Origin of the sequence: Halomonas sabkhae (genome assembly GCF_030409265.1) — a bacterium.
GTDB classification, from domain to species: domain Bacteria; phylum Pseudomonadota; class Gammaproteobacteria; order Pseudomonadales; family Halomonadaceae; genus Halomonas; species Halomonas halmophila.
Genome location: NZ_JAUFPM010000008.1, coordinates 30,524 through 52,302, shown reverse-complemented (window position 1 = coordinate 52,302; position 21,779 = coordinate 30,524). Strand labels below are relative to the sequence as shown.

The following is a 21,779-nucleotide window of genomic DNA, read 5'->3' as shown; positions in this document are numbered from 1 at the left end:
ATTTGCGTGGGGGAGCTATGCGCCGACTGACAACGACACAAAAACTGTGGGCCTGCCTGGGACTCATCTGGCTGGCCATGCTGCTGATGGTGGGCTGGGGTGCCTGGGAGAACCGAGAGACCAGGCTCGATGAGCGTCGGGCGAGTCTGGAGGTCTACATCGACCTGGCCATGGCGGTGGTCGAAGAGCAGGCCGCGCGGGCCGAAACTGGCGATATCAACACCGAGCTGGCCAAACAGCGTGCTGCCGAGATCATCAAGGACATGAGCTACGACGAGGGACGCGGCTATTTCTATGTCTTCAACGATGATCTGGCACTACTCAGTCACCCGCGCCTGCCGGAGGGAACTTCCGTCGCCGACTTCCAGAACGTCGAGGAGCGATACCTGTTCCGGGAGTTCCTCGAGGATGTCGCCGAGGGCGATGGTTTCGTCGACTATCTCTGGGTCCATGAGGAGGGCAGCGAGCCGGCGCCGAAATCTTCCTACCACGCGCGCTTCGATGACTGGGGCTGGACCATCGGCACTGGGGTCTACATCGACGACATCAATGCCGCCTTCATTGCCTCACTGAGCCGCAGTTTACTGGCGTTGCTGGTCATCGGTGTGCCGGTCAGCCTGGCGATGGTGCTGGTGATCCGTGGCATCACGCGAGGATTGGGGGGCGATCCCCGTTACGCCGTGGATGTGGCTCGTTCCATCGCCGATGGCGACCTCTCCCGAGAGGTACGGTTGCGCAAGGGCGATCAGGGCAGCCTGCTATTCGATATCGAGCGCATGCGTCGTGCCCTGGGCAGCACCATCGGGGACATCCGCCGGGATGTCGACGGCGTCGGTGGCGTGGTCGACGAGCTTGATGCCGGCAACGACGAGCTTGCCACCCGCACCGAGCAGCAGGCCTCGGCGCTGAGCGAGACGGCCTCGAGCATGGAAGAGCTGACCACCACGGTGCGCCACAACGCCGAGCATGCCGAGCAGGCCCGCACGTTGTCCGGCGAGACCGCCTCGAACGCGGCGCATGGTCGGTCGGCGATGGAAGAGGTGGTGGCCGCGATCAACGAGATCAACGACAGCGCCACCCAGATGAACGGCATTGTCGACACCATCGATTCCATCGCCTTCCAGACCAACATTCTGGCGCTCAACGCCTCGGTGGAGGCGGCCCGTGCTGGCGAACACGGGCGCGGCTTCGCCGTGGTGGCCGAGGAGGTTCGCCAGCTCGCCAGTCGCTCGGCATCGGCAACCCGCGAGATCAAGACATTGATCGAGCGCTCCGATGGCAAGGTCATCGAGGGTACCCGGCGGGTCAAGGAGGCCGACGAGATCATCGCCGGCATCGCCGCCGACATCCAGCAGCTCACTGCCCTGGTCGGCGAGATCTCGACCGCCACCCAGGAGCAGAGTCAGGGCATCGAGCAGGTCGGCGAAGCGGTTACTCAGATGGATCAGATGACGCAGCAGAACGCCGGTCTGGTGCAAGGGCATACCGATGCGTCACGGCGGCTGGTGGAGCGCAGCCAGCACCTGCGCGAAAGAGTGGCGCGCTTCCGGATCGCTGCCGAACGGGAAGTAAACGATGCCGCGAAGGCTGAAATTGCCTCGAATCGTACCAGCAAAGCCGAGATTGGCTGAAGAGTGGGTCGGGTGACACAAGGCCCTTGGAACAACCGGGCGGCGATGAATCGCCCGATGACAGGAGAGAGTCGTGAAACTTCTCGATAACATGAGCGTTCGGGTCAGCTGGAGCCTGGTGTTGGCGGTGTTCGCTGCACTGGTGGTGGTGTTGAGCGCGCTTGGTCTCTACACCGTGCGTTACAGCGAGGATTCGCTGCGAACGCTCAATGAGGTCAATGTCGATCAACAGTCGACACTCAACCGTGCCAACTCGCAGATGTTGTTCGCCCAGATGGAACTGCGCAACCTCCAGGCGCGTCTGGCGCAAGCTGTCTGGCCGGAGGAGCGTGAAACCGTGCAGGCCGATGCCGCGGCGCTGACCGAGACTTTCGATGAGGTCGAGTCGAGCTTTCAGGAGTTTCTGGCGCTGCCTCGCCAGGAGGGTCAACAGCCGCGTATCGAGGCGATCAAGGAGAGCTTCGAGGCGCTGATGAGTGAGGGGCTGCGTCCCCAGCAACAGGCTCTGGAAGATGGTAGCGCCCAGGCCTTCACGGACCTGCTGCCTGATGTCGAGCAGCTCACACGGCAATTCTATGACGACGCTGTTGTTTTCTTCTCCTCTGCCGAGAAGAAGGGCGCCGCCCTCTACAGCAACTTCTTTGACCTGGTACAGCTGCTGGAAGTCGCTATGGTGGCTGTGCTGGTGATCGCCGTGCTGACCATCATCCTGGTGTTGTGGGGCGTGACCGCCAATGTCGTGCGTCCGCTCGGCCGACTGGTTGGCTACTTCGAGCGGATGGAGCAAGGCGACCTGTCCCAGGACATTCCGACGCGAGGCAACAACGAGATCGGTCGTCTGTACAGCTCGCTCGCTCAGATGCAGGCCGGCCTGGCTCGGACGGTAGGCACGGTGCGGGCCAGCAGCGAGTCGATCCACCAGGGCACCCAGAGCATCGCCAGCGGTAACAACGACCTCTCGTCGCGCACCGAGCAGCAGGCCGCCTCCCTGGAAGAGACGGCTTCGAGCATTGAAGAGTTGTCCTCCACGGTGGGGCAGAACGCCGAGAACGCCCAGCAGGCCAGCCAGTTGGCCACCGAGGCATCGCGTACCGCCGAGCAGGGCGGACAGGTGGTGGGCGAGGTCGTCTCGAACATGCACGAGATCAGTCGTGGCTCCCACCGCGTCGCCGAGATCATCGGGACCATCGACTCCATCGCCTTCCAGACCAATATCCTGGCGCTCAATGCCTCGGTAGAAGCGGCCCGCGCCGGCGAGCACGGCCGTGGCTTCGCCGTGGTGGCCCAGGAGGTGCGCAACCTGGCCAGCCGTTCGGCCTCCGCCGCCAGCGAGATTCGAGAACTCATCGAAGCCTCTGTCAAGCAGGTGGACGCCGGTACCGGCAATGCTGACCAGGCCGGCCGGACGATGGCCGAAGTCGTCCAGTCCGTCCAGCGAGTCAGCGACATCATGGACGAGATCGCCGCTGCCTCCACCGAGCAGAGCAACGGTATTTCGCAGGTCAACGAGGCTGTGACGCAGATGGATCAGGTAACCCAGCAGAATGCCGAGCTGGTCCAGCAGGCAGCCAGCGGGGCGACCCAACTGGAGGCCGAGAGTGGGCGCCTGCGTGAGGCGACCCAGCGTTTTCGTCTGAGGGAGGACGCCGGACCGGGACGCACGGAATCCCAGTCGGCCGACGGTGATGATACCAGCGACCTGGCGCGATGGATGCCGGCCCTGATGCCAGCGGATCGCAAGCAGGCTGGCAAGAAGCCCGACGCCTTGAACCAGGCCCAGGATACGGGCCGCGACGAGGATTGGGAATCTTTCTGAATAGCAGGATGCGCCGGCCATCGCGCCGGCGTCGATCGATAACAATACCATCGCTAGCGGCCTTGAGCCGTCGTGGGGAGACCATATGCGCAACAACCAACCCGTTACGCAACGCGAGTATGCCCTGCAGGACGATCATTTCCTGATCTCCCGCACCGATCTCAAGGGGCGCATCACCTATGCCAATCCGGCCTTTGTGGAGGTGAGTGGCTTCGAGCACGATGAACTGATCGGCTCGCCGCACAACCTGGTGCGTCATCCCGACATGCCGCAGGCTGCCTTCGAGGATCTGTGGCACACCCTGGAGGCCGGTCGCCGCTGGCGCGGCGTGATCAAGAACCGTCGCAAGGACGGCGATCACTATTGGGTTAATTCCAGCGTCTCGCCGATCCTCGAGGATGGCAAGGTCGTGGGTTTCGTGTCGATGCGTACCAAACCCTCCCAAGCCGAGGTGGAGCGCGCCGAGTCGGTCTATGCGCGGATGAACGAAGGACGCGCGACGCGCTATTCGCTCGATCACGGCCAACTCAAGCGCAGGGGGCTGAGCGGTTGGCTGGGGCGTCTCAATGTGCGCAGCATGCGCGCCAAGGTCATTGCGATGATCCTGGTGGCCGGTTTGCTGCTGCTGGCCAGCGGCGGGATCGGCATGCTGGGGCTGGAACGTGCCGATACACGTCTGCAGGCGCTGGATCGAGATGGTCTCCAGGACGTGGCACGTCTGCAGCAGATCGACCAGTTGGTAACCCGCAGCCATCAGATGCTGACCAGCAGAGCCCCGGTGGAACTGCTCGAGAATCGTGATTCGCTGATCGAGCGGCTCGAGGACATTGAATCCTCGCTGAATTCGCTTTGGTCGACCTATCGTGATCGCGACCTCAATCAGGGCGAGCAGTCCGACGCCTTCGGTGAAGACCTGAGTGCCTACATCACTGACGGGATGGATTTCGCCCTGGGGCTGCTGGGCAGTGAGGAGAATTTCCAGGTCTTCGCTGACCTGCCGTCCCACGCCGAGAAGATGCGCGACTGGGGACGAGAGATGTCAGGCCAGATCAACACCTTGATCGAAGGCAAGCGCGAGGCCGCCGCCACCCTGGCCGCCCAGGCGCGGCAGGCCCAGCAGCGCATGTTGATGGTCCTGGCGGGAACCCTGGCGGTCGGCCTGTTGCTGCTCTGCGTACTGGGTGGATTGATCCTGCGTTCCCTGCTGCGGCCGTTGCGTGATGCCGAAGCTTTCACCCTGCAGGTCGCCTCGGGGAATCTGGCCGCGGAGTCACCGAAGCGTCAGCGCGATGAACTCGGTCGCCTGCTGGACGCGCTGGGCCTGATGCGCAAGAGCTTGGGTAGCATCGTCGCTGATGTAAATGCCGGGATCGAGCGGGTCGCCCCCGCCGCTCGCGACATCGCCACCGGCAACGAGGAGCTGTCGGCGCGCACCGAGCAGCAGGCTGCTTCGCTGCAGCAGACTGCCTCCAGCATGGAAGAGATGACCACCACGGTGGGCCACAACGCCGACAATGCTGGCCAGGCCAGTGGCCTGGCTGCGGATAATGCCTCGCGTACGCGCGAGTCCGGCGAACTGATGCAACAGCTGGTGACGACCATGGGCGAGATCACCGATGGATCGCGCAAGATGACCGAGATCATCGATGTCATCGACAGCATTGCCTTCCAGACCAATATCCTGGCACTCAATGCCTCCGTCGAGGCAGCGCGTGCCGGCGAGCAAGGGCGCGGTTTTGCGGTGGTCGCCGGCGAAGTGCGGAACCTGGCTGGCCGCTCTGCCTCGGCGGCTCAGGAGATCAAGGCGCTGATCGATGGTTCCGCCCAGCAAGTGGAAGGGGGCGCGGAATTGGTGAAACGGGCCGAAGCCTCGCTGGGCGAGGTAATGGAAGCCTCGACCCGGGTCAACGACATCATGGGGGAAATCACTGCCGCGTCCGAGGAACAGAAGAACGGTATCGGCCAGATCAATCAGGCCGTCGTGGAGATGGACCAGGTGACCCAGCGCAATGCTGCTCGGGTGCAGGCCTCGGCCCAGGCATCCGCCGAGCTTGACCGTCAGGCCAAGAGCCTGACGCATGCCGCTTCGGCTTTTCGGCTGCGCGGTGCGGGCATGGAGACGATTCCGTCGCGCACCCAGTCCCAGGCGCCGTCCGCCACCGAGACCCCCTCGGCACCCTCGGGTGAGCAGAAGGAAACGCCACGCCATGAGCGCCAGGCGTCACCCGCGACGACCGAGGAGTGGGAATCGTTTTGACCCTGTCCCGTGAAGCGTCCACCCCCGACTTCGGGGAGTGGGCGGGAGTCGAGCGTGACCTCGAGCTGACCGATGCGGATTTCTCACGGATTCGGCACCTGATCTATCAGCGTGCCGGTATCGTGCTGGCCGAGCATAAGCGGGAAATGGTCTACAGTCGCCTGGCCAAGCGGTTGCGTCAGCACGGTCTGATACGATTTGCCGATTACCTGTCACGCCTCGAGCGGCAGGCGGATTCTTCCGAGTGGGAGGCTTTCACTAATGCCTTGACCACCAACCTCACCGCTTTCTTTCGCGAAGCCCATCATTTCCCGTTGTTGGCACAACATGCGCAGAAGCAAGGCGGGACACTGCGCGTCTGGAGCGCAGCAGCCTCCACCGGCGAAGAACCCTACTCGATAGCCATGGCGCTGGACGAGGCTCTCGACGGACGCACCCGGAACGTCGAGGTGCTGGCTTCCGATATCGACACCGAAGCCTTAAGGCGTGCCGATGCCGGCGTCTATGCCCTGGACCAGGTTCGCAAGCTCGATGATGCACGGGTCAAGCGTTATTTCCAGCGAGGACGTGGGCAACATGAGGGACTGGCGAGGATCCGGCCGGAGTTGAGGGCGATGGTGCGTTTTCTACCGCTCAATCTGCTGGCGCCTTCCTGGCCCGTCGAGGGGTCTTTTGATGCGATCTTCTGTCGCAACGTGATGATCTACTTCGACAAGCCGACCCAGGCTCGGATCCTCGAGCGTTTCGCGCCCCTGCTCAAGCCAGACGGCCTGCTGTTCGCCGGACACTCGGAAAACTTTTCCTATATCACCGAGACTTTCCGGCTACGTGGCCAGACCGTCTATGTCCGCCGCCCGCGCTCATGATGGGTCCTAAAGTCAGACGGATGCTGGCCGATATCTCGGGTATGACTGGTGGCGTCGACAGGGACGCGTCGGTCACCCAGTGAAGGAGAGACTCTTGAATGCACCCCGGATCAAGGTGCTGTGCGTCGATGATTCGGCGCTGATACGCGACCTGCTGAGCGAGATCATCAACGAGCAACCCGATATGGAGGTGGTGGCCACGGCTCCCGACCCTCTGGTGGCACGGGATTTGATCAAGCAATACAACCCCGATGTGTTGACCCTGGACGTCGAGATGCCGCGCATGGACGGCCTGGACTTCCTCGAGCGGTTGATGCGTCTGCGCCCCATGCCGGTGCTGATGGTCTCCTCGCTGACCCAGGCCGGCTCGGAAGTCACCCTGCGGGCGCTGGAGCTGGGCGCCCTGGACTTCGTGGCCAAGCCTTCGCTCGGTATTCGCAGCGGCATGAAGGCCTATGCCGAGGAGATCACCGAGAAGTTGCGTGCGGCAGCACGTTCTCGGCCGAAGCGCGCGCGCAAGCGAGATACCCCGGTGCCCCGGGCGCTGGAAGCGCCCATGGTGTCGAGCGAGAAGCTGGTCATCATTGGCGCCTCTACCGGAGGAACCGAGGCCATACGCAGTGTGCTGGAGCCCATGCCGGCCAATGGGCCGGCGATCTTGATCACTCAGCACATGCCAGGTGGTTTCACGCGGTCCTTTGCCGAGCGGCTGGACCGCATCTGTCGGATCGCGGTCAAGGAGGCGCGAGATGGCGAGCGCATCCTGCCGGGACATGCCTATGTCGCGCCCGGCGATGCCCACCTGAAGCTGGTGCGCAATGGCGCCAACTATGTGGTGCGCCTGGATGGCGGACCGCCGGTCAATCGTCATCGACCCTCGGTGGATGTGCTGTTTTGCTCGGCGGCGGACCAGGCGGGACGCAACGCCATCGGCGTTTTACTCACGGGCATGGGGAAGGATGGAGCCGCCGGGTTGCTGGAAATGCGCAGGGCGGGAGCCGCCACTCTGGCCCAGGACGAAGCCAGCTGCGTGGTTTTCGGCATGCCGCGCGAGGCCATTGCCCTCGATGCTGCCGAGGAAGTGGTCGGCCTCGACGACATGGCCGCTCGGTTGCTCAAGCGGGTCGCTGCTTCTGGCCGGAGCCAGAGAGTGTAGTCACTGTTCGGATAATGCTGGAAGGGTCGGTATGGCCGGCCACTTGCCATGATACCTACTGAGATAGAGGACCCCCGATGGCGGACAAGAACATGAGCATCCTGGTGGTGGATGATTTTCCGACCATGCGGCGCATCGTGCGCAGCCTGCTCAAGGAACTCGACTTCACCAACGTGGAGGAGGCCGAAGACGGTCAGGATGCCCTGAACAAGCTTCGAACGGGTAACTTCGAGTTCGTGGTCTCTGACTGGAACATGCCCAACCTCGACGGTCTGGAGATGCTCAAGCAGATTCGCGAGGAAGAATCGCTCAAGGAGCTTCCGGTGCTGATGGTCACGGCTGAAGCAAAGAAGGAGAACATCATCGCGGCGGCCCAGGCTGGTGCCAGCGGCTATGTGGTCAAACCCTTCACCGCGGCGACCCTGGAAGAAAAGCTCAACAAGATTTTTGAAAAGTTGGGCATGTGACACCGCGTCGGGCTCCGGCCCCGACTACCAGGAGAGGCGATGATGAGCACGGAGAATCAATCCGAAAACCCTCAGGCCAATGGTGACGAACTGGTGCTGCGGATTGGCCACTTGACCCGTATGTTGCGTGACAGCATGCGGGAACTGGGGCTGGACAAGGAGATCGAGCGCGCGGCAGAGGCGATTCCTGATGCCCGCGATCGGCTGAGTTACGTGGCGGACATGACCGAACAGGCGGCGGAACGTGCCCTCAATGCCATCGATCGCGCCCAGCCGATGCAGGATCGGTTGAGCGACCAGGCCCGGCAGCTCGATGCGCGCTGGGCCGAGTGGTTTGCCGAGCCCAAGGAGCTCGATGAGGCGCGCGAGCTGGTCCGCGACACCCGGTCCTACCTGGGCGAAGTGCCTGACATGACACAGGCTACCGGCAAGGAACTGCTCGAGATCATGATGGCGCAGGACTTCCAGGACCTGACTGGCCAGGTGATCAAGAAGATGATGGACGTGATCCGCGAGATCGAACACCAGCTGGTTCAGGTCCTGATCGACAGCGTGCCCCGGGGGGAAGCCAGAGACGATATGCAGCGCCTTGCCGACGACCGGCGCGGGAGCGATACACGTCGCCAGGAAGAGCTTCTCAATGGCCCGCAAGTCAAGGCTGAGGGCGAGGATATCGTGGCCGATCAGGATCAGGTGGATGACCTCCTGGATCAGCTGGGCTTCTGACGCTATGCCTTGACAGTACCGTTATAACCGCCTGTCAACGGACGACAAGACATATGCATGGCCGATATGCGTGGATAAGCCCACGAAAATCGGCCCTTTTCGCGTGACCGTTGCTTCCCCGATCCCCTGATAATGGCCAGAGTGCGCAGGAGTGCCCGGTAACTGGCCATGGCTGACGATAGCAGTAGCGACGACGAAAAAACCGAAGACGCGACACCGCGACGAATGGAGAAGGCACGCGAGGAAGGCCAGGTGGCTCGTTCTCGCGAGCTGGCGACTTTCATGTTGTTGCTGGCTGGCGTCCTCGGGCTGGCTACCATGGGAAATACCCTCTACGGCCAGGTGGGTGGCGTGATGGAACAGGCCTTTCTGTTCGATCGCCGCCAGGCTATGGAAACCGCGCCAATGCTGGCCGAGGCCTTGATGCTGGGACGCCGGACCCTGATCAGCCTGTTGCCGCTTTTTCTGCTGCTCACGGTAGTGGCCCTGGTAGCCCCTGCTTTGTTGGGCGGTTGGCTGATTTCTGCCAAGTCACTCAAACCCCAGGCCTCCAAGCTCAATCCGCTCAAGGGTCTCAAGCGGATTTTCGGCGTTCAGGCGCTTGTAGAGCTCGTCAAGGCGATTGCCAAGTCGGTTCTCGTTGGCAGTGTGGGTGGAGCCTATCTGTATCTACATCGTGGCGAGTTCATGTCACTGATGAGCCAACCGCTCCAGCAGGCACTGTCCCGGGCCATGGGCATGGCGGCTGAAGCTTGTGGTCTGATGGTGTTGACTCTGCTGGTGGTGATCCTGATCGATGTGCCTTACCAGCTATGGAGTCATGCCAAGCAGCTGCGCATGACCAAAGACGAGGTCAAGCGCGAACACAAGGAGTCGGAGGGCGATCCTCAGGTCAAGGGCCGTATACGACAGCAGCAACAGGCCATGGCGCGTGGTCGGATGATGAGTCAGGTCCCCGAGGCCGATGTGATCGTCACCAATCCCACGCACTATGCCGTGGCCCTGGCCTACGAAGAGGCCGGTATGACCGCGCCCAAGGTGGTGGCCAAGGGAGCCGATGCCATCGCGGCACGTATTCGAGAGGTGGGCGAGGAAGCGGGCGTGCCACTGCTGCAGGCGGCTCCTCTGGCTCGATCTCTCTATCATCATGTCGATCTCGAGGCGGAAATCCCTGCCGACCTCTACACCGCGGTGGCGGAGGTGCTGGCCTGGGCCTTTGGTCTGAAACGGGCTGCTGCCCAAGGCGGTGATGTGCCTCCGACTCCCGATAATCTGTCGGTGCCGGCCGCCATGGAAGCGCCGGATCGCGACACAACGAACGAGGCACGAGGATGAAGGCCTGGAGCCAATACCTGCCGCGACGCAACTGGATGGCCGATGTGCCCATGAAGGTTCTGGCCGGCCCGCTGCTGATCCTCATGATCCTGGCGATGATGATTCTGCCGCTGCCGCCCTTCGTGCTGGATCTGTTGTTCACCTTCAATATTGCCCTGGCCGTGATGGTTCTGCTGGTCAGCATGTTCACTCAGAAACCGCTGGATTTCGCCGCCTTCCCGGCCGTGCTGCTGTTCACCACCCTGTTGCGGCTGTCGCTCAACGTGGCATCAACTCGAGTGGTGCTGATGGAGGGTCACCAGGGTGGCGATGCGGCGGGCAAGGTCATCGAAGCCTTCGGCCAGTTCCTGGTGGGTGGTAACTTCGCCGTCGGTCTGGTGGTTTTCGCCATCCTGGTGATCATCAATTTCATGGTCATCACCAAGGGGGCGGGGCGTATCGCCGAGGTGGGCGCCCGCTTCATGCTCGATGCCATGCCGGGCAAGCAGATGGCCATCGATGCCGATCTCAATGCTGGTCTGATCGGTGAGGACGACGCACGCCAACGCCGCACCGAGATTTCACAGGAAGCGGACTTCTATGGCTCGATGGATGGTGCCAGCAAGTTCGTGCGCGGCGATGCCATGGCCGGCCTGGTGATCATGGTGGTCAATATCATCGGCGGCTTGATGATCGGCATGCTGCAGCATGACATGGACTTCGGCAGCGCCGGACGGACCTATGTACTGCTGACCATCGGCGATGGTCTGGTAGCCCAGATCCCGGCGCTGGTGATCTCTACTGCCGCCGGCGTTACCGTGTCCCGGGTCACCACCGACCAGGACGTCGGCCAGCAGATGATTGGTCAGCTGTTCGTCAATCCCCAGGTGATGGTCCTGGCCGCCGTCGTCCTGGGGCTGCTCGGTTTGGTGCCGGGCATGCCAAACCTGGTGTTTTTGATCTTCACCGCCCTGTTAGGCGGGCTCGCTTGGTGGATGATGCGCGAGAAGGAGCGTCGTCTGGTCGAGGAGCAGAGCCAGGAGGCGCCGCCGCCGACGCCGGAGGCCCCCGAGGCCAGCTGGGACGATGTCCAACTGGTCGACACCCTGGGGCTGGAAGTGGGCCACCGCCTGATCCCCCTGGTGGACGCACAGCAGCAGGGCGAGCTGCTCGGACGTATCAAGAGCGTGCGCAAGAAGTTCGCCCAGGAGGTCGGCTTTCTGCCTCCGGTGGTGCACATCCGTGACAACCTGGAGCTGTCGCCCAACGCCTATCGGCTGACGCTCAAGGACGCTGAGATCGGTCGTGCCGAGGCCTATCCCGGGCGCTGGCTGGCCATCGATCCGGGCCAGGTGTCGGGCGAGCTGGAAGGCACCTCGACCAAGGACCCGGCTTTCGGTCTGCCAGCAGTCTGGATTGATACCGAACAGCGTGAGCATGCTCAGGTGTACGGCTATACGGTAGTCGATGCCAGCACCGTGGTGGCGACGCATCTCAATCACCTGCTGCATCGCCATGCCGCCGAGATGCTGGGTCGTCAGGAAGTCCAGAAACTTCTCGACAAGCTCGGTGAGGATCAAAAGGGGCTGGTGGAAGAGGTGGTACCCAAGGCCATCTCGCTGACCGTTCTGCAGCGCATTCTGCAGAACCTGCTGGACGAAGACGTCTCGATTCGCGATCTGCGTACCATCCTCGACACCCTGGCGGAGCATGCCCCTCAGCAGCAGGATGCGGGGGAGCTGACGGCCGCGGTGCGGCTGGCTCTGGGGCGAGCCATCACCCAACAATGGTTCGCCGGGCACGAAACTCTCAACGTCATCGGTCTGGACGGCCAGCTCGAACAGGTGCTGACCCAGGCGATGAACGGCAGTGGCGCTCTGGAGCCGGGCCTGGCCGAAACACTCATGGAGCAGGCAGAACAGGCACTGGCGCGGCACGAGGCAAGTGGCGAGCCGCCAGTCCTGGTCGTTCAGCACGGCCTGCGTGCCGTGCTGGCACGCTTTCTGCGTCGGCGTCTGCGACATCTGGTGGTGATGTCGCAGGCCGAAATTCCGGACGATCGAACCTTGAGGGTTGCGACCCTGGTGGGCGGGCAGTAAGTGATGGGGGGCCAATGGTTGATATGGTCACCTTTGCTGCTTCTGGTGAGCGGCATGACGTTGGCCGCTGGCAGCTGGGTGGATCGGGAGTCACGCCTGCATGTCAGCCTGTCCGATCGGGAAACTGTCAGTGCTCCTCTGACATCCGGCGGTCAGGCAGTGGTCGGAGGCTCCATCGCCGATGTGCGCTGGCGGTTCCGTTTACCGCCGGGCCGCGCCATAGGGGTGCGCCTCTGTCATCCCGAGAGGTGCGTATCCGTGTCCGGTCAGCGTGGCATGACAGGGGCATTGGCAGGATTGGCGGCCGATGTCCCATTGCGGTTCCGCTTTGCGCCGAAGGCGGGGCAAACGCCCCTGACCGTGGAGGGGCTGCAGGTGATCGTGAACTATCGGTAAGGTCGACGAGCCGCGAGGCATGAAGATGTACACAGCACAAGGCAAGATCGAACAACGCGACCTGCTGGAAGAGTACTTGCCCCTGGTGCGCCGCCAGGCATTGGCATTGCAGGTCAGGTTGCCGGCAAGCATCGAACTCGACGACCTGATCCAGGCCGGAACCGAAGGCTTGCTCGAGGCCCTCGGACGCTTCGATGCCGCTCAGGGAGCCAGCTTCGCGACCTTTGCCAGCCAGCGTATTCGCGGTGCGATGCTGGACGAGCTGCGTAGCCGCGATTGGCTGCCGCGAAGTGTGCGCCGGAGTGCGCGCGCCGCCGACGAGGCAGCGCGGCGTCTCGAGCAGTTTCTGGGACGCCCCCCGGAAGAGGCCGAGATCGCCGAGTCGCTGGGCATGGACCTCGTTGCTTACCGACGCTTGCTAAGTGACACCAACAGTGGCCAGCTATTGCCTTTCGAGGAACTAATGGCCGAGGGGGGCGAGAGTCGCCTGCGGGACAACGAAACGCGCGATACACCATTTTCACTACTGGTTGATGAGGACCGTCGTGGCCGCCTGGTAGAAGCCATCGAAGCCTTGCCTGAGCGCGAGAAGCTGCTGATGACGCTCTACTATCAGGAAGAGCTCAACCTCAAGGAAATCGGGGCCGTCCTGGGCGTCACCGAGTCGAGGGTCTGCCAGCTGCATAGCCAGGCCGTAAGCCGGTTACGTAGCCGCCTTCTGGAAACCGCATAACCGTAGAGCTGCATTTGTGTTATGCAGGTCGTTAAGGCTAGTGGAGTTTTTTGGCGAATGCTTTGGAATTTATGTATTTGATTTTTTAAATAATGCATGCCTGAGATTAGCGATAATACTCTCACTTTATAGCAGAAAATATCTGACTTTTGGGTCCAGTATTAAGATCAGGTGGTGTGTATTCCTTCACATTACACTATGTATTTCACCCCCGCCCGGTAGCTATCGGGCTCGAGCCATAGCTTTTTGTTCAGATCGCCCGTTAGGCAGAACATGTGGGGCTGTTTGCGAAAATTGAAGAGCCGATAGAGGTGGTATTGGGCCGCATGCTCCCGGGAACACCTGAGCTCGTTGGGCGAGATAAAGAAGGCTGATTCCATGGCGAAGGCCGTGGTCTTTACCTCGATCCAGCGTTCGCTGCCATCGTCGGAGAAGGAGCGAATATCGAAGCCTGCGCCATCGCCCTGGGTCGCGGCGACGTGCTCAACGGCCCCGGCCAGCTTGTTCTCACCCAGTGCCATCAGGCGCTGGCGCTCGTAGGCCATGACGAAGCATTCGCCGGCATGCCCTAGATCGCGATTGCGTGCCTCGCGCGCCAGGTAATCTCGCTTTGCGATGTAGCTACCCGGACTCTCTTGAACCTGGGGCGATGTGTTAGGCGGCTCTACAATAATGTTGTTGAAGGTTTCTGGTGAGCTTTCGATGGCAGGGAGGTCTGCCGCTTGCTGAGCCGCGCGATTAAACTGATCACTTCGTAAAAGACGCTGTTCGACGCAGTCCACCAAGCTGGCCTGATAGTTACTTCTTGGCTTATAGCCTGCCACATAGGGGCAGTCCGCATCGCGGAGTATGGCGCTAATGTTGCAGTGCTTGAACTCAATGGAGCTACGGCTTCGTTTGGGCAAACGTTCTGCGAGCTGACGATTGAGCGCCGTCTTGTTATAGCGTTGCTGCCCCAGCTCGGCGACCAACATTTGATGATAGGTGTCGACGATGGCTGCGATTTCCTCGGCCGACCAGGCATCTTCACGGGGCATGGCAGTTACTCAATATTCTGGATCTGTTGGGTCAGTACCTAGAGTTCGACGGCGCATTGCAGGGTATCGACAACGACGGTTTTGTTGGCCAGCCCCATCGTTGCCTAGCACCAAGGTGCTCCGTACCTGCGCCCACCGTCTTCGGCTGACTAGTGAGCGCAGGCGACTATGCCGGCAATGATTGCAGTGTTCGGCCTCCAGGCGTCAGCCGCGAGAGGAGGCAGTCGTAGACGCTTCGGTCGCCGCGGACTGGCGTTTCCAGTAACCGGCCAACAGGGAGCCGGACACGTTGTGCCACACCGAGAACAGTGCCCCGGGCAATGCCGCGCCAGCGCTGAAGAACTGGTTGGCCAGGGTGACCGCCAGCCCGGAGTTCTGCAGGCCGACCTCGAAGGCGATGGTGCGTGATGTGGGCGTATCGAAGCGCAGTGCACGTGCGATGCCATACCCCGCCGCGAGACCGATGGCATTATGTGCGATGACCGCCAGCGCGACGATCGGCCCCAGCGTACTCAGTCGTCCGGCATTGAGTGCCACCACGATGGCGATGATCAGGACAATGGCGGCCATGGCCAGGGTCGCCAGAGCCGGTTCCACACGCTGGATATGCGAGCCCAGCAGGTGATGAATCACCACACCCAGCACGATGGGGGCGACCACCAGTTGCGTGATGCTCATCAGCATGCCCAGCACCGGGACATCGATGCTCTGACCCAGCAGCAACAACGTGATCAACGGCGTGGCGATGACCGAGATCAGGGTGGATACCATGGTCATCGACACCGACAGTGCCACATGGCCGCCGGCCAGCCAGGTCATCACGTTGGAGGACGTGCCGCCTGCCGTGGCACCCAACAGCACCATGCCAATGGTCAGTTCGGTGGAAAGCCCCAGGAGTTTTGAAACCAGCAGCGCCGCCAGCGGCATCACCAGAAACTGCAGGACAACGCCCACGGCGATGGGCTTGGGCGACTTCACCACCCGCACGAAGTCGTCTTTGGTGAGCGTCAGTCCCATGGCGAACATGATGATCACCAGCAGCGTCTTGATATAGCCGGCCAGTCCGGTGAAAAACTCTGGCACAAGGGCCGCGATGACCGCCAGCAGGATGGCCCAGACGGGAAACAGGCGGTTGATGCGTTCGAAGATTGACATGGGGATTCCAGGCGTTTGCAGGAGTGATTGTGAGCAGGCATATGATGCCGCAATGTCCCGAGGCTCGAAAGTCGACCTTCTGTGCATCGCAGCGCGCTGCCGACGTCCTGGCATCGCCCTCACTCGATATTCTGGATCTGCTCTCGCATCTGCTCGATCAGCACCTTGAGCTCGACGGCGCATTGGGTGGTGTCGGTGACGACGGACTTGGATGACAGGGTGTTGGCTTCGCGGTTGAGTTCCTGCATCAGGAAGTCGAGGCGGCGGCCGATGGGGCCTGCGGCCCTGAGCTGGCGGCGGACTTCGGCGACATGGGTCTCCAGCCGGTCGAGCTCTTCGGCGACGTCGGCCTTCTGGGCGACGAGCACCATTTCCGCCTCCAGGCGCTGGGGATCGAGCTCCGCGCGGGCGCTTTCCAGGCGCTCCTGCAGTTGTTCGCGCTGGCGGATGAGGATCTCCGGCAGCAGCCGGCGGACCTCGCTGACCTGCTCACCAATGCCATCCAGGCGTTGCTCGATCAGGGCGGCCAGCTTTTCGCCCTCGCGGGCGCGGCCGGCTTCCAGGTCGTCCAGAGCGCGCCGGAACAGAGCGCGTGCTTCGGCCTTGATGTTGTCCAGGTCGGGGCCGGGGACTTCCAGCACGCCGGGGTGGTCGAGTAGCGCCAGGGAGTCGGGCATGGCGGCCTGGGGCACGCTTGCGCGAACGTTGTTCAGGGCGTCGGCCAGGGCGTCGAGCCGCGCGCGATTGACGCTGAGCGGGCTGTTGGCGTCGGCGGGCGTGAAACGTAGCTGGCATTCCACCTTGCCGCGGGCCAGGCGGCCCCGCAGGGTGTCGCGGAAGTCGGGCTCGAGGTCGCGCAGCGCTTCGGGGAGCCGGAAGTGCGGCTCGAGGTAGCGCTGATTGACCGAGCGCAGCTCCAGTTGCAGGTAGCCCCAGTCGGCATCCAGGTCCTGCCGGGAAAAGGCCGTCATGCTGTGGACCATGTCAGGCTCCGGTCGACGAAACGGTTGGCAAAAGTAGCACTTGGCTGAAGTCCGGAGTGTAAATCATCCCTCGCGGCTGTGCCTGCTCGTCCTCGGCACCGGCCGGTATTGTCGGTGAGCGCCACGCGCTGGGCCTGGAGCGTGTAGAATGGCGCGATACTTTTATCAGCCAACAGCAAGAGAGGTGTCATGTCTTCGGATATTCGACGTCCCAGTGGTCGCGCGACCGATCAGACCCGCGAGATTCGCCTGACCCGTGACTATACCCGCCATGCCGAGGGCTCGGTGCTGGTCGAGTTCGGTGATACCCGGGTGCTGTGCAATGCCAGTGTCGAGGCCGGTGTGCCGCGCTGGCTGCGCGGCAAGAAGCAGGGCTGGGTGACCGCCGAGTACGGCATGCTGCCACGGGCTACCCACACTCGTGGCGGGCGTGAGGCCAGCCGCGGCAAGCAGGGTGGCCGCACGGTGGAGATCCAGCGTCTGATCGGCCGCTCTCTGCGCGCCTCGATCAATCTCAAGAAGCTGGGCGAGTACACCATTACCGTGGACTGCGATGTCATCCAGGCCGATGGCGGCACGCGCACGGCTGCCATCACCGGTGGCTGTGTGGCGCTGGTGGATGCGGTGCGTTACCTGCAGCGCGAGAAGCTGATCAAGGGTGACCCCCTCCATCAGCTGATCAGCTCGATCTCGGTCGGCATCTACCAGGGCACACCGGTGGTCGACCTGGATTACCCGGAAGACAGTCGCGCGGGTACCGACATGAACGTGGTGATGGCGGAAAACGGCGAGCTGATCGAGGTGCAGGGCACGGCAGAATCGGGCACCTACAGTCGCGCCGAGCTCAACGCCATGCTCGATCTCGCCGAGAAGGCCGGCGGCGAGCTGTTCGGCCATCAGCGTGAGGCGCTGGGCATTCGCGGCTGAGGGAGTATCCGTACTTTGCGCAACACGCCGGCGCTGAGGCCGGCGTGCCAGGCGCGAGGGCGACGGGGGACCCGTTACAGCGTCAGGTCGTATTCGACGATCAGCGGGGCGTATTCGGAGAAGGTGGCGTCGTAGTCGATCCAGGCGTCCACCACGTGGCGACGGAAGTTGGGCCCGACGATCTGGTAGTCGATGCGCCAGCCTTCCTGGCGCTCGCGCGGCTGATCCTGATCGAGGGCTGGCCACCAGGTGTACTCGCCGGCATCGCGGTTGATCTCGCGGAAGGTGTCGATGAAGCCGGTGGGGCCGAATACCTGGTCCATCCAGGCGCGCTCTTCGGGCTTGAAGCCGGGCGTGGTCTGGTTATCGGCCCAGTTCTCCAGGTCGATGGTCTTGTGGGCGATGTGCCAGGTGCCGCAGATGATGTATTCGCGGCGCTTGCGGGCCATCTTGCCCAGGTATTCCTGATACTGGGTCATGAAGTTCTGCTTGGCGGCCGGGTCGCTGCCGTCGGGCATCAGGAAGGAGGCGATGCTGAAGCGGTCGTAGTCGGCCTGCAGGAAGCGGGCCTCATGGTCGCACTCGGGAAAGCCCAGGCCGTACATGATGGCCTTGGGAATCTTGCGGCAATACAGGCCCACCCCGGAGAAGCCGTCTTCTTCGGCATCGAGGAAGTAGCCCTCGTAACCCTCGGGAAAGAGGATGCTGTCGTCTAGCTCGAAACTCTTGGCCTTGAGGTTCTGCACGCAGACGACGTCGGCATCCTGGTTGGCCAGCCAGTCGAGAAAGCCTCGGCCGACAGCCTCGCGGATGCCGTTGACATTGATGGTGGCAATTTTCATACATGGTCCCTTTTGCGTCGCGCGTGTATGATACCCGACGTTTCGACGTTTGGGTAAATGGCATCGGTCCATGAGCGTGATAGGAGGCCCCGTGGCGGATCAGCGAGTCACATCGTCCCTGCAACCCTACCAGCTGGCGTTCATCGAGTTCGCCATCGCCCAGGGGGTGCTGCGCTTCGGCGAGTTCACCCTGAAGTCCGGCCGAGTCAGTCCGTATTTCTTCAATGCTGGCCTGTTCAAATCCGGGGCGGCACTGGCCCAGCTGGGTCGCTTCTACGCCCAGGCCATTGCCGACAGTGACATCGATATCGATGTGCTCTTCGGCCCGGCCTACAAGGGCATTCCCCTGGCGGCGACCACGGCGGTGGCGCTGGCCGACCATCATGACCGTGATCTGCCCTATGCGTTCAATCGCAAGGAAGCCAAGGCGCATGGCGAGGGCGGCAATGTCGTCGGCGCCGAGCTGGCCGGCCGGGTGCTGATCATCGATGACGTGATCACCGCCGGTACCGCGGTTCGCGAGGTGATGGATCTGTTCGCCGAGACCGGCGCCGAGGCCGCCGGCGTCGTGGTGGCGCTGGATCGCCAGGAGCGTGGCGGTGACGACAGCGACCCGCGCAGCGCCATCCAGCAGGTCGAGGCGACCTATGGCATGCCGGTGGTCAGTATCGTCAATCTGGACATGGTGCTCGAGTATCTCGAAGTCCATGCCGGAGACTCGCTCAAGGGCCATGCCGAGGCCATTCGGGATTACCGCGATCGCTATGGCGTGAGCGCCGGTTGAGCGAGCGTCCGCGTCGCCGCTTTCATGTCCCCAGGTAGCCTTTTATGCTCGATGTGGTGCTTTTCCAGCCCGAGATTCCGCCCAATACGGGCAACCTGATCCGGCTGTGCGCCAACACCGGCTTTCGGCTGCATCTGATCGAGCCGCTGAGCTTCGAACTGGATGACAAGCGCCTGCGGCGTGCCGGGCTCGATTATCACGAGTGGGCACGGGTTCAGGTGCACGCTGACTGGGACGCCTTTCTGGCGGCGGTGGAGCCGCAGCGGGTGTTCGCCGTCTCGACGCGGGGGCGCACCGGCTACCATGAGCCGAGCTATGCGCCGGGCGATGCCCTGGTCTTCGGTCCCGAGACGCGTGGCCTGCCTCAGGCGATGCTCGATGCCCTGCCCGCCGAGCAGCGACTGCGCATCCCCATGCTGCCCGAGCGCCGCAGCCTGAACCTTTCCAATGCTTGCGCCATCCTGGTCTACGAGGCCTGGCGCCAGCTCGACTTCGCCGGTGCCGTGGCACCGCCGGAAGGCCCCTGATGAGTACCAGCATCGCCAGCCGCATCGCCAAGCTCAACCCCAGCCAGCGCGAGGCCGTGAAGGCCATCGACGGCCCCTGCCTGGTGCTCGCCGGGGCCGGCTCCGGCAAGACCAGCGTGATCACCACCAAGATCGCCTATCTGGTCCAGGAATGCGGCATGAGCGCACGGCGCATTGCGGCGGTGACCTTCACCAACAAGGCGGCCCGCGAGATGAAGGAGCGGGTGGGGCAGATGCTCAAGGGCAAGGAGTCCCATGGGCTGCGCGTTTCGACCTTCCACACCCTGGGGCTGAATATCATCCGCGGCGAGCTCAAGGCGCTGGGCTACAAGCCGGGTTTCTCGCTGTTCGATCCCGAGGATGCCAAGGCGCTGCTGCGCGATCTGATGAACAAGGACGCCCAGGTCGATGCCGACCAGATCAACCGGGTGCAGTCGGTGATCTCCAACTGGAAGAACGACCTGGTGTTGCCGGGGCAGGCGCTGTCGCATGCCGCCGATGAAGACGAGCTGTTCGCCGCGCGGGTCTACGAGGCCTATGTGCGCCACCTCAAGGCCTACAACGCGGTCGACTTCGACGACCTGATCCTGCTGCCGGTGACCCTGCTGCGCGATGACCCCGAGGCGTTGGCGCGCTGGCGGCGCAAGATCCACTACATGCTGGTGGACGAGTATCAGGACACCAATGTCAGCCAGTATCAGCTGGTGCGCATGCTGATGGGCGAGCGGGCGACCTTCACGGTGGTCGGCGATGATGACCAGTCGATCTACGCCTGGCGCGGGGCACGCCCCGAGAATCTGGTGACGCTGGGTGAGGACTTTCCGCGGCTTAAGGTCATCAAGCTGGAGCAGAATTACCGTTCCACCGGCACCATCCTGCGCGCCGCCAATACCCTGATCGCCAACAACCCCCACGTCTACGAGAAGACGCTGTGGTCCGACATGGGCCAGGGTGAGTCGATCCGCGTGGTGGTCAACCGCCACGAGGAAGCCGAGGCCGAGCGGGTGGCCAGCGAGATTCTGACGCGGCGCATCAAGGAGCGGGCCGAGTGGCGTGACTTCGCCGTGCTGTATCGCGGCAACTTCCAGGCCCGCTTGCTGGAGCTCAAGCTGCAGCACTACCAGATTCCCTACAAGCTCTCCGGTGGCACCTCCTTCTTCTCGCGCAACGAGATCAAGGACGCCATGGCCTACCTGCGGCTGCTGATCAATCCGGCCGACGACAACGCCTTCCTGCGTATCGTCAATGTGCCGCGTCGCGAGATCGGCCCCGGCACCCTGGAAAAACTCGCCAACTATGCCACCGAGCGCAGCGCCTCGCTGTTCGCCGCCTGCCACGAAATGGGCCTGGCCGAGCAGCTACCGGCACGCGCCGTGGAGCGCCTGGGACGCTTCACGCACTTCATCGATGGCGTGCGTACCCGCATGGACAAGGGCGATGCCATCGCGGCGATCCGCGGCATGCTCCACGAGATGGATTACGAAGCCTGGCTGTATCAGAACGCCAGCGCGCCGACCATCGCCGAGCGGCGCATGGCCAATGTGTGGACGCTGGTCGATCAGCTCGAGAAATCCATGCAGGCCGACCCCGATGAAGACAGTCCCAGCAGCGAGACCGAAACCGATGACGTGGAAGCCGCCATTTCGCGGCTGGTGCTGCGCGACATCCTCGAGCAGCAGGCCGAGGAAGACGACTCCGACCGGGTTCAGCTACTGACCATGCACGCCTCCAAGGGCCTGGAGTTCCCGCATGTCTATCTGATGGGGCTCGAGGAAGAACTGCTGCCCCACCGCAACGCCATCGAGACAGGAAGCGTGGAAGAAGAGCGGCGCCTGGCCTATGTGGGCATCACCCGGGCACGCCGCACTCTGACGCTGACGCTGGCGCGTCAACGCAAGACCTATGGCGAGATGATGGACTGCACGCCGAGCCGCTTCCTCGACGAACTGCCGCCGGATGCGCTGGAGTGGGAGGGGCGCGCCGACCGCGAAGACCCGGACAAGAAGCAGGCCCGCGGGCAGAGTGCCATTGCCGGGCTGCGTTCCCTGCTGGACTGAGCAGGG

The 21,779-nt window shown here is 62.9% G+C and carries 19 protein-coding genes; 15 read left to right on the top strand and 4 right to left on the bottom strand.

Annotated features, from left to right (window positions below; genetic code table 11):
• Positions 1-17: 17 nt before the first annotated feature.
• The 11 genes from QWY79_RS06180 to QWY79_RS06130 all read left to right on the top strand — a co-directional run bounded on the left by QWY79_RS06180 (position 18) and on the right by QWY79_RS06130 (position 13,461).
• Complete coding sequence (locus QWY79_RS06180; RefSeq protein WP_290270946.1) at positions 18-1,631, top strand: methyl-accepting chemotaxis protein; 1,614 nt, start codon at positions 18-20, stop codon at positions 1,629-1,631.
• A gap of 73 nt (positions 1,632-1,704) precedes the next feature.
• Positions 1,705-3,447 (top strand): methyl-accepting chemotaxis protein, encoded by a 1,743-nt coding sequence (locus tag QWY79_RS06175; RefSeq protein ID WP_290270944.1) that lies wholly within the window; start codon positions 1,705-1,707, stop codon positions 3,445-3,447.
• Between the two features lie 85 nt (positions 3,448-3,532).
• Entirely contained in the window at positions 3,533-5,704 is a 2,172-nt protein-coding gene (locus QWY79_RS06170) for a methyl-accepting chemotaxis protein (protein ID WP_290270942.1), read from the top strand.
• Positions 5,701-6,570 (top strand): CheR family methyltransferase, encoded by an 870-nt coding sequence (locus QWY79_RS06165; RefSeq protein WP_141320054.1) that lies wholly within the window; start codon positions 5,701-5,703, stop codon positions 6,568-6,570. Before QWY79_RS06170 ends, QWY79_RS06165 begins: the two co-directional genes overlap by 4 nt.
• Positions 6,571-6,664: 94 nt before the next feature.
• Positions 6,665-7,726: a protein-glutamate methylesterase/protein-glutamine glutaminase gene (locus QWY79_RS06160; protein WP_141320056.1), complete on the top strand. Its 1,062-nt coding sequence runs from the start codon at positions 6,665-6,667 to the stop codon at positions 7,724-7,726.
• Between the two features lie 77 nt (positions 7,727-7,803).
• A complete protein-coding gene (gene cheY / locus QWY79_RS06155; protein WP_290270936.1) occupies positions 7,804-8,193 on the top strand; it encodes a chemotaxis response regulator CheY in 390 nt (129 codons plus the stop codon).
• 42 nt (positions 8,194-8,235) lie between these two features.
• Positions 8,236-8,919, top strand: coding sequence for a protein phosphatase CheZ (cheZ, locus tag QWY79_RS06150; RefSeq protein WP_290271432.1), 684 nt, complete (start codon positions 8,236-8,238; stop codon positions 8,917-8,919).
• Between the two features lie 168 nt (positions 8,920-9,087).
• Positions 9,088-10,254, top strand: coding sequence for a flagellar biosynthesis protein FlhB (flhB, locus tag QWY79_RS06145; protein WP_290270934.1), 1,167 nt, complete (start codon positions 9,088-9,090; stop codon positions 10,252-10,254).
• Positions 10,251-12,332, top strand: coding sequence for a flagellar biosynthesis protein FlhA (flhA, locus tag QWY79_RS06140; protein WP_290270932.1), 2,082 nt, complete (start codon positions 10,251-10,253; stop codon positions 12,330-12,332). The genes flhB and flhA overlap by 4 nt, the downstream gene beginning before the upstream one ends.
• Before the next feature lie 54 nt (positions 12,333-12,386).
• A complete protein-coding gene (locus tag QWY79_RS06135; protein ID WP_290270931.1) occupies positions 12,387-12,728 on the top strand; it encodes a flagellar protein FlhE in 342 nt (113 codons plus the stop codon).
• 25 nt (positions 12,729-12,753) lie between these two features.
• Positions 12,754-13,461 carry an RNA polymerase sigma factor FliA gene (locus QWY79_RS06130; protein WP_290271429.1) on the top strand — a complete coding sequence of 236 codons (708 nt, stop codon included), beginning with the start codon at positions 12,754-12,756 and terminating at the stop codon, positions 13,459-13,461.
• A 191-nt stretch (positions 13,462-13,652) separates the two neighbouring features.
• Here QWY79_RS06130 and QWY79_RS06125 read toward each other — a convergent pair whose 3' ends face one another.
• From QWY79_RS06125 to QWY79_RS06115, 3 genes are all read right to left on the bottom strand, one after another.
• Positions 13,653-14,498 (bottom strand): protein NO VEIN domain-containing protein, encoded by an 846-nt coding sequence (locus QWY79_RS06125; RefSeq protein WP_290270929.1) that lies wholly within the window; start codon positions 14,496-14,498, stop codon positions 13,653-13,655.
• A 204-nt stretch (positions 14,499-14,702) separates the two neighbouring features.
• Positions 14,703-15,653 (bottom strand): bile acid:sodium symporter family protein, encoded by a 951-nt coding sequence (locus QWY79_RS06120; RefSeq protein ID WP_290270927.1) that lies wholly within the window; start codon positions 15,651-15,653, stop codon positions 14,703-14,705.
• Between the two features lie 119 nt (positions 15,654-15,772).
• Positions 15,773-16,636, bottom strand: coding sequence for a YicC/YloC family endoribonuclease (locus QWY79_RS06115; RefSeq protein ID WP_290270925.1), 864 nt, complete (start codon positions 16,634-16,636; stop codon positions 15,773-15,775).
• 189 nt (positions 16,637-16,825) lie between these two features.
• Between QWY79_RS06115 and rph the strand changes: the two genes are divergently transcribed.
• Positions 16,826-17,563, top strand: coding sequence for a ribonuclease PH (gene rph / locus QWY79_RS06110; RefSeq protein WP_290270923.1), 738 nt, complete (start codon positions 16,826-16,828; stop codon positions 17,561-17,563).
• A gap of 74 nt (positions 17,564-17,637) precedes the next feature.
• On the opposite strand, the gene QWY79_RS06105 is transcribed toward rph, so the two are convergent.
• The gene (locus tag QWY79_RS06105) at positions 17,638-18,405 is read right to left on the bottom strand and encodes an exodeoxyribonuclease III (RefSeq protein ID WP_290270921.1); all 768 of its coding nucleotides are present in this window, start codon (positions 18,403-18,405) and stop codon (positions 17,638-17,640) included.
• Positions 18,406-18,496: 91 nt separating this feature from the next.
• Between QWY79_RS06105 and pyrE the strand changes: the two genes are divergently transcribed.
• Genes pyrE through rep form a run of 3 tightly spaced genes read left to right on the top strand, consistent with a single transcriptional unit; the run spans position 18,497 to position 21,773 of the window.
• Positions 18,497-19,189: an orotate phosphoribosyltransferase gene (gene pyrE / locus QWY79_RS06100; protein ID WP_290270919.1), complete on the top strand. Its 693-nt coding sequence runs from the start codon at positions 18,497-18,499 to the stop codon at positions 19,187-19,189.
• Positions 19,190-19,233: 44 nt separating this feature from the next.
• Entirely contained in the window at positions 19,234-19,716 is a 483-nt protein-coding gene (trmL, locus tag QWY79_RS06095; protein WP_290270917.1) for a tRNA (uridine(34)/cytosine(34)/5-carboxymethylaminomethyluridine(34)-2'-O)-methyltransferase TrmL, read from the top strand.
• Complete coding sequence (gene rep, locus QWY79_RS06090) at positions 19,716-21,773, top strand: DNA helicase Rep (protein ID WP_290270915.1); 2,058 nt, start codon at positions 19,716-19,718, stop codon at positions 21,771-21,773. The genes trmL and rep overlap by 1 nt, the downstream gene beginning before the upstream one ends.
• Positions 21,774-21,779 lie beyond the last annotated feature (6 nt).